Below are 12,274 nucleotides of genomic sequence, written 5' to 3'. Positions count from 1 at the left end.
CCCTGGCCCTTCGTCGGTGGAAAGTGAGTGCGGGCGGGGCGATGGCAGCCCCCGCCCGCACGGGTGTCAATCGGCGATCTGCACGTCGTAGAACGCAGTCGGGTATCCGACCGGATCGAACGCGATTCCCGACACCGAGTCCTTCGATGCGACCAGGAACGACTGGATGTAGATCGGGATGATCGACACCTGTTCGTTCACCCGCTGCTGGATGAGGCGATACAGCTCGGCGCGACGTTCCGGATCAGCGGACGAAGCCGCTTCGGGCACCCACGCGGCGAGGTCGTCGTCGCCGTAGCGGGAGTAGTTGATCCCGTTCGGGGCGATGCCCTTCGGGTTGGTCGCGGATCCGAACACCGCAGCATCAGACTGCCCCCACGATTCCGCGACGATCTCATAGTCGCTCGCCGCGACCCGCTCGAGGTATGCCGACGTGTCGAGTTGCTCGATGGTGATCTCGATACCGGATTCACGGGCCTGCGCCTGGACTGCCTCAGCGACCACGTCGCGCTGATCGCGAATGTCGCTCGCGTCGCTGATCCAGCGCAGCACCAGACGCTCGCCGCCCTTGGTCAGGTAGCCGTCGCTGTCGGTCTCGGTGTATCCGGCCTCCGCCAGAAGCGCAGTGGCCGCGTCCGAGTCGAACTCGTAGCTGCCCTCGATCTCCGCGTTGTAGGCGCCCTCTGGTGCCGTCGTCGGCGCCAGAGGCGTCCATGCGCGGTCGTATCGCCCCTTGTAGATCGTCTCGACGAGTGCATCCCAGTCGACGGCCGTGCGCAGCGCTTCTCGCACCCGCACGTCCGCTGTCGGGCCGTCCGTCGTGTTCAAAGGCGCGACGAACGGGACTCCGGTTGCGGGGGCGCTCGCGAGGGCGAACCCTGCTTCCTCGACGGCATCGGCGTTCAGCGGAGGCAGGCTGGAGATCGCATCCGCAGAGCCGCTGGTGAGCGCACCGATGCGGACCTGCGCCTCGGGGACGAACTGGATCTCGACCTCCTCGAGGTAGGCAGGGCCCGTGTGCTCGGCGAACTCGGGACCCCACTCGTAGTCGTCGTTGCGCTCGAAGATGAGCTTCGCGCCTTGGTCGTATTCGACCGGCACGAACGGGCCCGTTCCGACGAGCGCAAGCGGGTCGGCGCAGCGGTCGCCGTCGTCGTACTTCTCGAGTGACGCGAGCGAGAAGATCGGGTAGTCGGGGTTCGAGAGCTGCTGCAGGATGTTCGCGGTCGGCTGCGTGAGGGTGAGCTCCCACGTGAGATCGTCGATCGCCCGCGAGGATGCGTACCAGCGTGGTGCGCTCAAAGTGCTGCCGTCGGCGATGAACCGGTCGAAGCTCGCCTGTACGGCATCCGCCGTCAACTGCTCGCCATCATGGAAGGTGACGTCGTCGCGCAGCGTGAAGGTCCACACCGTGCCGTCTTCGTTCGATTCCCACTCGGTCGCAAGGCCCGGGGAGAAGGCTCCCGAGGCGTCCTGCCGAACGAGCGGATCGATGATCTGTCGGATCACGTTGTAGTTCGCGAGATTCTTGTACGCGGCGGTGTCGAAGCAGGTCGGCTCGAGGTCGCTGAGGTAGACGAAGCGACGGGATGCTTCGTCGGAAGGTGACGTGCTGGTTCCACCCCCGGCACACGAGGTGAGAAGCAGCACCACCGGCAGCGCGGCAGCGAGAGTGATTCGGCGTTTCATGGGTTCTCCTGGGGAGTGCTGTGAGGGTATGGGTGTCGGGTGATCAGCGAGTCTGGAAGGCGGGAACGGGGTCGCGGTTCGCCGCCCACGCATCGAGTCGGCCGAGGACTCCAGCGGGCAGCTCGACGCGGAGCGCCTCCACGTTGTCGTGGAGGTGCACAATTCGGCCGGTGCCCACCAACGGCAGCGATGCGCGGGAGCTGTGCAGGATCCACGCGAGGAGAAGCGTCGCCGCCGATAGGCGCGCCTCGGCGGCGAGCGCAACGATCGCCGGGTCGTCGAGAAGCGTGCGTCCGTGCCCCAGGCTCCAGAAGGAGACGAAGGGAATGCCGGCGTCTTCTGCCGCGGCGAGGACGTCGCCGGATCCTCGGCTGACCACGTTGTAGTGGTTCTGCACTGCAGCGATCGGGGCGATCTGCTGCGCCGCGTGCAGCTGCGAGAGAGTGACGGCGCTCAAGCCGATGTGCTCGATGACGCCTTCGTCGCGGAGCTCGAGAAGTGCGCCGACCTGATCCTCGAGGGGGTAGGTCGGATCGATGCGGTGGAGGTAGAAGAGCGGGATCGAGTCCAACCGCAGCCGCAGGGCTGACGCGTGCGCTTGCTGTCGCAGGTACGCGGGCTGGCCGAGCGCACTCCACCCCGTCGGGCCCGTGCGCAGCATCCCGGCCTTGGTCGCGATCACGACGTCCCGCGGATACGGCCACAATGCCTCCGCGATGACCGCCTCGCTGACATCGGGCCCAAGGCTGTCTGCCGTGTCGATGTAGCGGATGCCGGCATCGACGGCGCCGCGCACGAGTGCGATCGCGGCACGGCGGTCGACCGGTGCTCCCCAGCCGCCTGGGCCCGCGAGGTGGAGCGCGCCGAAGCCGAGGCGCGGCACCTCGCGGCCGGCGAGGCTCACGCTCGCCGCCGGTGCGGGGCGGAGCGTGCTGCTGGGAGTCGGGGTCATGATCTCTCCTGGTGGGGGTCCACGGCGCCTCGTGGGAAGCGGCGTGACGCCGGCGAATCGGGCGGGTCACCTCAGAATCAGAGGCCCGGAGGTGACCGCCAAATCGCTGCAGCGCGGGGGCGTCATGCGGGTTAATGGAGGCGACACCGAAGGTCATAAAGACACGCCTGAAGAAACAATCACGATCGGGACCGCCGGCAGGATTCGCCGGCGGTTAGCGTTCCGACCATGACCCGTATCTCGCGCAGCGACTCCATCCGCGCGCCGCACAATGCAGCGAGCCTCGCCGCTGACGACTTCAAGTCCGTGTTCCGCGGCCACCCCGGCGGCGTCGCCGTCATCACTGCCGACCCTGGCTCCGGACCGGTGGCGTTGACCGCGACGTCGGTCGCATCGGTCAGCGCCGATCCCCCGTTGCTGGTGTTCTCGTTGTCTTCACAGTCTTCGGCGACGGCGGCGATCTCCGCATCCGCCTCGATCGTGGTGCACCTGCTCGACGAGCACGATGTCGATCTTGCGAAGCGGGGTGCGACCAGCGGTGTGGACCGTTTCGCCGACACGACCGCCTGGGCCCGACTCGCGACTGGCGAGCCGGTCTTCCCCGGTGTGCGGGCCTGGGTGCGCTGCGCGATTGTGAATCGGATGGATGCGGGTGGATCCACGGTGATCACGGCGTTGGCGCTGCAGCACCATCTCGCTCGCGATGCGGACTCCGCTGACGGCGGCGGCGCGCTGGTCTATCACAACCGCACCTGGCACCGACTCGGAGAGCACTCGACGCTGCGTTGACCCGCCGGCGAAGCGACTCAGGTCAGGTTCAGTACTTCGCGGAGCTTGGCCGCGAAGGCCTCGGGCTGGCCGGCGTAGCCGAACTCGCCACCCATGAAGCCTCCGTGGTGGCTGGGGAAGACCGTCGCCTCCTGGCCGAGCTGTTCAGCCAGGGCGATCGCAGTCCGACCCGTGTAGACCTTCAGTGACTCCTCACCGACGCCGACGACGATGCGGGTCGGCGCCGCCTTCAGGGCCTCGAGGCCTGGCTCATAGAGGCACACTGCCCAGGACCGGTCCGACAGCAGCGGGTCCCCCCGCGTGCCGTCGTCTTCGGTCGGCATCCCGAATGCGGCCGGGTCCGGCGCCGGCTGAGCGAGGTACTCGTCGGTGATCTCGCCCTCCCACGAGGTCATCGCGATGAACGCTGCCATCCCGGCGCCCCAGCCCCTGTCCTGATACACCTGGGTGTAGGCCGCTCGAGCTCGCTGGACAGCTTCCGCATCCGGCAGCACGCAGTCGATCGGCGGTTCGTGCGCGACCAGGGTCGATATGTCGTGCGGGTATGCCGTGACCAAAGCGAGCGCGGTCACCGCCCCGCCGCTGCTGGCGAGCATGTCTACAGGTCCGGAATTGAGCGCCTCGATGATCGCGTGAACGTCCTCGGCCTGAGTCTCCGGCCGGTTCGTGACTTCGCCATCCTTCCGCGTGCTCCGACCCAGTCCGCGCGGGTCGTAGGTCACGACGGTGCGATCCTCGAACAGCTTCACCTGGGCCTGGAAACCGCTCGCGTCCATCGGCTGGCCGATCATGACCAGCGGCGGACGGCCATCCACGGTCGGCAGTGGTCCGTGGACGTCGTAGACGAGGTCGACCTCTGGTAGCTCGAGCGTGTGCTGCGTCATCGACGGACTCCTCCATGGTGAGCGATCTCATTGGATCGTATGGCGCGGCATCCGTAGGGCGCTAGCTGCTTTCGGATGCCACTGCTACCGATGCACGGGCAGGTCGTCCGATCCGTTCGGGCGTCGCCTCCGAACAACCAGGGAACACCCCGGTGGACAGGAGACGATCATGGCCCAGCGCCGCAGCGGAAGACGATTCATCGCGTGGGCTGCCCTCGCGGGCGTGATCGGCGGCGCCGTCTTCTTGGCGACCGCCGAGCTGTTCGCACTGCTCTTCGCGCGCGCGGCCAGTCCGATCCTGGCGGTGGGCGGCTTCGTGATCGACATCGTGCCGCAGCCGTTCAAGGAGTTCGCGATCGCCACGTTCGGCGAGTACGACAAGATCGCCCTGCTGGCGGGGCTCGGCCTCGCCGTGGTCATCGCCTCGGCGATCGCCGGCGTGCTGCAATGGGTGCGCCCGCCGCTCGGCGTCGTCGCACTGATCATCGCGGGTGTACTGTCGACCGCTGCGATCGTCACCCGCGCCGGCGTGACGCCGCTCGCATTCGTACCGCCCCTCCTCGGAACGATCGCCGGCGCGCTCATCCTCATCCTGCTCATCGGTCGCCTGCGCACATGGCGGGACACGGCGCTCGGGGAGCGGTCGGACGACATTCTGACCGACGCAGTACCCGAGAACCCAGCCGCCCCGAAGGGCTTCGACCGCCGCCGCTTCTTCATACTCGCCGCGATCTCGGGAGCATCCGCCGTCATCGTCGGCATCACGGCGCGCACCGTGAGCATGGCGGTGGGGTCGGTCGATTCGATCCGCAGCGCTCTCAGACTCCCGGCCGCGCGCACGAAGGTGACGGTTCCGAAGGGGGCAGAACTCGACATCGAGGGCCTGAGCACCCTCTTCACGCCGAACAAGGACTTCTACCGCGTCGACACCGCCCTCACAGTTCCGACGATCGATCCAGAGACCTGGCGTCTCGTGATCGACGGGATGGTCGACCAGCGCATCGAGATGTCGTTCCAGGACATCCTCGACATGGGTCTCGACGAATACGCGATCACCCTGACCTGCGTCTCGAACGAGGTCGGCGGCGAGCTCGTGGGTAACGCGATGTGGCTCGGCGTGCCGTTGCGCGACGTGCTGAAGAAGGCCGGCGTGAAGGCCGGCGCCGACATGGTGCTGTCGCGCAGCGTCGATGGATACACCGCGAGCACACCGCTCGCGGCCTTGACCGACGAGGACCTCGACGCGATCCTGGCGGTCGGTATGAACGGCGAACCGCTCCCGCTCGAGCATGGCTTCCCGGTGCGCATGGTCGTACCAGGACTCTACGGCTACGTGTCGGCGACGAAGTGGCTGACCGAGCTCAAGGTCACCACCTTCGCCGACGACGAGGCCTACTGGACTCCGCGCGGGTACAGCGCAGAGGCGCCCATCAAGTTCTCGTCCCGGCTCGACACCCCCAGCATCGGCCAGGCCGTTCCGGCGGGCACCATCCCCCTTGCCGGCGTGGCCTGGGCGCAGTCCGTGGGGATCGAGCGCGTGGAGGTGCGCATCGACGACGGCGAGTGGATGCCCGCCACCATGTCGACGCCCATCAACGACGACACGTGGGTGCAGTGGTTCATGGAGTGGGACGCGACTCCCGGCACGCACTACGTCGCCGTCCGCGCGGTGAACAAGAACGGCGACCTCCAGATCGAGGAACGCGCACCGATCGCTCCCGACGGATCGTCGGGCTGGCAGCGCTCGCTCATCCGCGTCACCTGATCCGAGTGCGATGGCCGCAGACGTCGCCGATGTCGCCACGCATGCCCCTGGGAATGGAGAAGCCCCCCGACTTCTCGGGGTTTCTCGGGCGGTGACGGTGGGAGGTGATCCCACCGTCACCCCGAATACTCCGTGGGTAGAACTCCCAAGCCGAGCGTCGATAGGTTGGGATTGGAACTGCTCGCCGACGGAAGGCAACAGCGCATGCGCGTCACCCCTCGTATCTGGATCGGCTTGGCGATCTACGTCGGATACGTCCTCGTCATCTTCGTCGTATCGAAACTCAGCGGGGTCGCGTACACCGACATCGGGAAGTCCGCCGAGTTCACCTGGCGCGGAGCGGTGCTCGACCTCGCGGCCGGTGCTGTCCTGCTCGCCATCACCACCTGGCTGTTGGGATGGTGGAAGCCTGCGTTGTTCGAGCGGAAGCGGTCACATCACAAATGGCCGATCTTTGTCCCGGCGATCATGCTCGTCGTCGCCGTGGTGAACCTGTTCAGCACCGACTGGTCCAAGTTCGACGCGTCTTTCCTCCTGTCATTGCTCGCCCTCGGAGTCGCCGTCGGATTCTGCGAAGAGCTGATGACGCGAGGCCTCCTGCTGACAGCGTTCCGCTCGCGCCTCTCCGAGGTCTGGGTCTGGCTGCTCACCTCGCTCCTCTTCGGCGCGATGCACCTCATCAACGCCGCCCTCGGTGCACCATTTTTGAACACTCTCGGACAGGTGGTGCTCGCCGCGATGTCGGGAACCTGTTTCTACATCGTGCGTCGGGTCACCGGCTCCCTCATCTGGGCCATGGCCCTGCACGGCATCTGGGATGTCGCCGCCTTCTCGGTCGGCTTCGCCCCTCTCGGCACCGCCTGGGCGGCCTTCCTGACACCGGTCATCGGCATTCTCGCTGTCGCCGTCGTCCACTGGGTGATCAAGGGCACGGATGAGAAGCCGACCGGAGCGATGCCCGCAACGGCCGCACCGGCATAGAGTCCGAGGATCGGCCCGACGCACGTGCGTGGGGCGTCTACGATTCCGGCGCCCTCAGCCAGGAACCGAACCCCGGATACGGAAAAACCCCCGATTTCTCGGGGGTTTCCATGGCGGTGACGGTGGGATTTGAACCCATAGATCCGAGATCAGCTTCGACGTGAATGCCGGATTTCGGCCGGAATCGCTTGGGTTCGCCTCGGATTCGATCCGGCGGATCAGAGTCGATTCGATTCAGTTGTTCCCACATCGGCATCGATGCTCGGCGCAACTCATCGGCCGGGATGAACGCCGTCGACTCCATGGGTCTCGGTGTGCGTCATACGCCCGCTGCAGTTGCGGGTAGTGGCGCCGTGGGATTAGAACGAGATGCCGGGTGGCAGGTTCGCGACGTTGCCGGGCTCGACCACATAGATGACGGCGGTGTCGGCCTGCACTCGAATCTGGAGACGAGCAGTGAACACGGACCAGCGGCTGATGACGAGTCGTTTCACGGTGGTTCCGTCGAGGCGTTGGCGCTGCCGGTCAGCACCGAACCACCAGCCGGAGTAGCGGATCTTGACCTCGGCGCCGGCTGGACCCTGGAACCAAGCCGTGGTCGTCACGTTCCAGAAGGTTTCCAAGGTCCGCCAGTCTCCTGCGCGGACGAACTTCTCTCTCACTGGCATGGCGCATCCTCTTTCCCTTCTAGGGCGCAGCCGCGACGCTCACGCTGAGCGCGTAGTGCGCGGGCTCGGCATTGCCGCTGGTCGCCTCGAATTCGAACGTCAGATCGGCCGGCGATGTCGAGATCATGTGCTTGGCGATGAAGTCATCCCGGTCGTACCAATGGTCTCCATCGTTCTCGAACAGACTGAGTTCCCGCGAGCCGACGAAGAGGAACTCATCACTGAGGACCTGCGTCTGTCCCTGGGTCATGTTCGGCAGCGCGCGCTTCGTTCCGTTGAAGGTCACATACAGCTCGTCCGCGAACGTCTCCGCCTGCTCCAGACACGTGATCGACCGGAGGCGGAGGATGGCCGAACCAGCCGGCGAGCCCACCCGCACGCTCAGGGCGTAGTGCGCGCCTGCGGCGTTGCCGCTGTTCGTCGCGAAGTCGAGCGTCGAGTCCCCCGGCGACTCGGTGACCGTGTGCTTCGCGATGAAGTCGTCCCGGTCGTACCAGTGGTCTCCATCGTTCTCGAACAGGCTGAGCTGCCGAGACCCGTCGAAGAGGAACTCATCGCCGAGTGTCTTCGTGTCGCCCTTGGTCATGTTGGGCAGGGCCCTCTTCGTGCCGTTGAACGTCACGTACAGCTCATCGCTGAAGGTCTCCGCCTGCCCCAGGCAGGCGATCGATGTGAGTCTCAGAATGGCCATGTCAATCCTCCTCGTCTCCGCAGACCTTGCCGACACCCCAGCCGATGAGACCGCCGATCAGCATGCCTCCCGATCCTCCGGTGAGCAGTCCGCCGATGAGCATGCCGAACAACCCTGCCGCCGGGGCGACCGTGCTGTTCCGCGCGGCGTAGGTGGCACCGACCATCGTCGAGCCCATCGCGCTCGCATCGGGATCGTCCAGTGATTCCCGGAACAGCGTGTCGAGCGTCGCCGTGGCGTCCTCGGAGGACTGCTTCCCCGCGTCGACCTGGAAGACGATGCGGGCCACCTGCTCCAGGCGCTTCACGTCGACGTCGGCGATGAGGCCGTTGGCGCGCATGCGCCGGATGCCGAGACCGATCGCCCTCTGCCGGTTCCCGCCGGCCTCCTCGATGATGCGTCGGGCCTCGTCCTCGATCACGGTCGCCAGATCGCCGGGCGACATGCCCAGCGTCCGGTACGCGCGCAGGAGTTCCACGGACCCGAAACTCTCCACATTCAGGGTGCTCATACGAATCTTCCTTCCATAGATCGATGCGGATGGAAACGGCGCTGACGGCCGCTTCCGATGACATCGATCTCGTCGAGTGCATTCTTCTGAATCTGACGACCCCGTTAGGTCGCCCACTAGGAAGAGCGCGGTCGGCAGCTCGCTGATACATCGCGGTGCGCTCCGCTGATCCTGACGAGTGCCGCATGCTCGACGATGCCTGATGCGCCCGTTGCCGTCGGAGACGGAGATCTCGGTATCTGCCTGCGCCGAACACGAAAGAAACCCCCTCACGAAGAGGGGGTTTCCATGGCGGTGACGGTGGGATTTGAACCCATGAAGACGAGATCAGGCTCGATATGAAAGCCTCGTTTCGCGCGGAACCACTGGGATTCGAGTTCGCGGGCGATCAGGTGGTTCGGAGTCGATTGGATTCAGTTGTTGCCACGACGTTGCCACGAGACTCCACGCCGATTGGTCAGCGCGCGACGCGTGAGTGCGAGCATCAGATCGAGGGCTCTTGCGAGCTTCGTGGTCGTCGTGAATCTAGAAGCCCGGCCGCGACTCCTGCCGGAGACGATGGGACTCCGACCTCTGGTTGCCGCTTATACCTCTAATGTCCGAAAAGGGAATCCACCTTAGCAGGGCCGTCTTGCGCCCATCACAGGCGAAAACATGCACTTCCCACATGCCTGCCGCACACCACACACCACATCAACGGCAGCGCGGGTTCGCGCTGAGTCCGCGCGTTCCTATCCACTTCGGGCCGTTCTGGGACACTGCTGGGGACCGTGGGATCTGAATTCCATGCTGGGATATGTCTGAGCCACACCGCACCCGGCAAGGTTCGTGCCCCTCACATGAATAGTAGGGTTCGTGACCCTACTATCCAATCTCGTTGCCCGTCGACCTGCTGCAGAGTGCTCCGAGGGTTCAGCCCGACAGCTCACAATGACGAGAGTGGGCCTCCCGACAAAGCGGGCACCCACGCTCGTCAGACTATTACCCTGATACCGCCGCGGTCGATCCGCGCATGATCAGGCTGACCGGAAGCATGATCGTCTCCTGCACCTGCTCGGCACCGGAAAGCGCCTCCAGCAGAAGCTGAGCGGCGCGGATGCCCATGCTCGTCGCCGGAACACGAACGGTGCTCAGCGGCGGTGCCAAGTCCTCTGCGAACTGAACGTCGTTGAAGCCGATGAGCGACATGTCACGAGGGCACTCGATCCCGGTCTGCCTCATGGCACGCAGGATTCCGACGGCGATCAGGTCGTTGCTGGCCACGACACCGGTGGCGCCGTGAGATCGGTCGTGGAGAAGAGGCAGCATCGCCGCACGACCCGCCTCGATCGACAGAGCTTGGGCGATCACAACCGTTCCCGTCATATCACCGAAGGAACGCCACGCCGCTTCGAAGGCGTCGGCTCTCGTCGTGCTCGTCGAGAGGTTGCTCGGCCCGGCGATGTGCAGAAGTCGACGGTGCCCGAGATCGTGAAGACTGCGAACAGCCGCCGTGATGCCGCTCGCATCGTTGCCGGCCACGAGCGGATAGGGCACGGGGCCAGCGTCACGGTTCAGGAGCACCACCTTCACTCCCGCCTCGTAGAGATCGGCGATCGGCGACTCGTCGCGCTGGCCTGAGGCGATGATCAATCCGTCGACGCGCCGATCGAGCAACGACGTGAGTGCGCCGCGTTCACCCGCCGCGAAACCGTCTGTATTCGCGATGAGGACGGAGTAACCATGGGGTTGCAGGTGGGCTTCGATTGCGCGAACAAGAGGCGGAAAAAGCGGATTGGTGATGTCTGGGATGACGACACCCACGGTCATCGAACTGTTCGTGCGAAGGCCGCGCGCAAGAGTATTCGGAACATAGCCCAGTTGCTCTGCGGCGCGAACAACGCGCTCAACGGTCCGCGCGTTGACCATCGACCTCGTGCTGGCATTGAGCGCGCGGGAAGCGGTGCCCTTGTGGACTTCCGCGAGCGCGGCCACGTCGGCAATCGTCGGACGTCCGTTACGCACCGTTGCCTCACCCCTGACTACCTCATGCTCTGCAACGAACATGCTATTGGCACACCCTCCATGGACGGCTCTCGCCCGAAGTCGAAACGACTCTACAACCGATTGCTAAACCTCTTGTGCTGATCCTTGCGCGCCCCTAAGCTACCGCAATCGATTGCAGAATCTGTCTGGCCATGACAGGTGCGCCGTCGAAACACAACGGAAAGGACACAGCCATGCCCGACACGACAACCGCGGCGGCCCGGAAGTTGCGCCGATGCACCAGAGCCGGCGCGATGATCACGGCACTTGCGACAGCAGTAGGCCTCACCGCATGCGTACCTACTCTCACGACAGAAGCGACGAGCACCCCCTCCGCGGAGAGCTGCGCACTGGACGTCGAGCCCGGCATCAATGAGGTTCCCCTGGAGTCCGGTGGCGTGTCTCGGCCGTTCCAGCTTTACGTCCCTGCCGACTACGACGGACATACGCCGATCCCCATCGTGATCAACGGTCACGGCAGCACGAGCGACGGGGCGGAACACCTCGCCTACAGCGCCATGATGTCGGTGGCGGACGAGCATGTTTTCGCCATCGCATCTCCGACAGGAGCGGTCGAGTTCACCCGCGGATACATCTGGAACTTCCCCGGATTCCCGCTGTACGGCGGGACGGAGTTGGCAGCCGAGGGCACACCCGATGACGATCTCATGGTGAGAGACCTCATCGAAGAAGTGCAACAGGTCGTCTGCACCGATGCGACACGCATCTATGCAACGGGATTCTCAGCGGGTGGACGTATGGCCTCGCGTCTCGCGTGCACGAATGCAGATCTGATCGCGGCGTTCGGCGCCGTCGGCGGCCTGCGGGCCGGCCCGGAGCCGGACCCGACGGACTGCCACCCCGCGCGTCCCGTCCCCGTGATCGCCTTTCATGGCGATGCGGATCCGATCAACAGGTTCACGGGCGGCACCGGCACTACGACCAACTTCGGCTACGGAGTCGATACCGCCGTCGAGCAGTGGGCGTCCATAAACGGCTGCGAAGGCGAACCGACGATCGAATCGGTGACTCCGACTGTCAAGAGCGCGGCGTATCCGTGCCCAGAGGATGCCGAAGTCATCTTCTACACCGTCGAAGGCGGCGGACACACGTGGCCGGGAGCTGGATTCATTCTGCCCGAAGACCCGTTCGGACCGACTGACATGTCCATCAACGCCAGCGAACTGATGTGGGAGTTCTTCTCCCGCCACCAGTTGCCCGCCTCCTGACACGACGCTCGGGGTGGGGTCGAGAGGCTCGGCCCCACCCCGAGTGCTGTGCTCAGCAATGGTTCGCGACGAAGACCATTCCGCTGAACT

11 protein-coding genes are annotated in these 12,274 nt (G+C 65.4%); 4 read left to right on the top strand and 7 right to left on the bottom strand.

Going from position 1 to position 12,274, the window contains the following annotated elements; translation table 11 throughout:
• Window positions 1–66: 66 nt before the first annotated feature.
• Window positions 67–1,689, bottom strand: coding sequence for an ABC transporter substrate-binding protein (locus tag MRBLWO13_RS08675; protein WP_341977989.1), 1,623 nt, complete (start codon window positions 1,687–1,689; stop codon window positions 67–69).
• Window positions 1,690–1,732: 43 nt separating this feature from the next.
• A complete protein-coding gene (locus MRBLWO13_RS08670; protein ID WP_341977987.1) occupies window positions 1,733–2,641 on the bottom strand; it encodes an aldo/keto reductase in 909 nt (302 codons plus the stop codon).
• 228 nt (window positions 2,642–2,869) lie between these two features.
• Between MRBLWO13_RS08670 and MRBLWO13_RS08665 the strand changes: the two genes are divergently transcribed.
• Window positions 2,870–3,430: a flavin reductase family protein gene (locus tag MRBLWO13_RS08665; protein ID WP_341977985.1), complete on the top strand. Its 561-nt coding sequence runs from the start codon at window positions 2,870–2,872 to the stop codon at window positions 3,428–3,430.
• 17 nt (window positions 3,431–3,447) lie between these two features.
• Here the strand turns inward: MRBLWO13_RS08665 and MRBLWO13_RS08660 are convergent, their stop codons facing one another.
• The gene (locus tag MRBLWO13_RS08660) at window positions 3,448–4,314 is read right to left on the bottom strand and encodes an alpha/beta hydrolase (protein WP_341977983.1); all 867 of its coding nucleotides are present in this window, start codon (window positions 4,312–4,314) and stop codon (window positions 3,448–3,450) included.
• Between the two features lie 169 nt (window positions 4,315–4,483).
• On the opposite strand from MRBLWO13_RS08660, the gene MRBLWO13_RS08655 reads away from it, so the two are divergent.
• The gene (locus MRBLWO13_RS08655) at window positions 4,484–6,079 is read left to right on the top strand and encodes a molybdopterin-dependent oxidoreductase (RefSeq protein WP_341977981.1); all 1,596 of its coding nucleotides are present in this window, start codon (window positions 4,484–4,486) and stop codon (window positions 6,077–6,079) included.
• A gap of 204 nt (window positions 6,080–6,283) precedes the next feature.
• On the top strand, window positions 6,284–7,060 hold the full coding sequence (locus MRBLWO13_RS08650) for a CPBP family intramembrane glutamic endopeptidase (RefSeq protein ID WP_341977979.1): 777 nt from the start codon (window positions 6,284–6,286) through the stop codon (window positions 7,058–7,060).
• Between the two features lie 359 nt (window positions 7,061–7,419).
• Here MRBLWO13_RS08650 and MRBLWO13_RS08645 read toward each other — a convergent pair whose 3' ends face one another.
• The 4 genes from MRBLWO13_RS08645 to MRBLWO13_RS08630 all read right to left on the bottom strand — a co-directional run bounded on the left by MRBLWO13_RS08645 (window position 7,420) and on the right by MRBLWO13_RS08630 (window position 10,904).
• Complete coding sequence (locus MRBLWO13_RS08645) at window positions 7,420–7,728, bottom strand: hypothetical protein (RefSeq protein ID WP_341977977.1); 309 nt, start codon at window positions 7,726–7,728, stop codon at window positions 7,420–7,422.
• Window positions 7,729–7,747: 19 nt separating this feature from the next.
• Window positions 7,748–8,419, bottom strand: a complete 672-nt coding sequence (locus tag MRBLWO13_RS08640) for a hypothetical protein (RefSeq protein ID WP_341977975.1) — start codon at window positions 8,417–8,419, stop codon at window positions 7,748–7,750.
• Between the two features lies 1 nt (window position 8,420).
• Complete coding sequence (locus MRBLWO13_RS08635) at window positions 8,421–8,930, bottom strand: hypothetical protein (protein ID WP_341977974.1); 510 nt, start codon at window positions 8,928–8,930, stop codon at window positions 8,421–8,423.
• Between the two features lie 981 nt (window positions 8,931–9,911).
• Window positions 9,912–10,904 (bottom strand): LacI family DNA-binding transcriptional regulator, encoded by a 993-nt coding sequence (locus MRBLWO13_RS08630; RefSeq protein WP_341977972.1) that lies wholly within the window; start codon window positions 10,902–10,904, stop codon window positions 9,912–9,914.
• A gap of 245 nt (window positions 10,905–11,149) precedes the next feature.
• Here MRBLWO13_RS08630 and MRBLWO13_RS08625 point away from each other — a divergent pair, with 245 nt between their 5' ends.
• Window positions 11,150–12,184, top strand: coding sequence for a PHB depolymerase family esterase (locus MRBLWO13_RS08625; protein WP_341977970.1), 1,035 nt, complete (start codon window positions 11,150–11,152; stop codon window positions 12,182–12,184).
• The last annotated feature ends 90 nt before the right edge of the window (window positions 12,185–12,274 follow it).

Origin of the sequence: Microbacterium sp. LWO13-1.2 (genome assembly GCF_038397725.1) — a bacterium.
In the GTDB taxonomy this organism is placed as follows: Bacteria; Actinomycetota; Actinomycetes; order Actinomycetales; family Microbacteriaceae; genus Microbacterium.
This window is presented reverse-complemented; position numbering and strand designations above follow the sequence as displayed.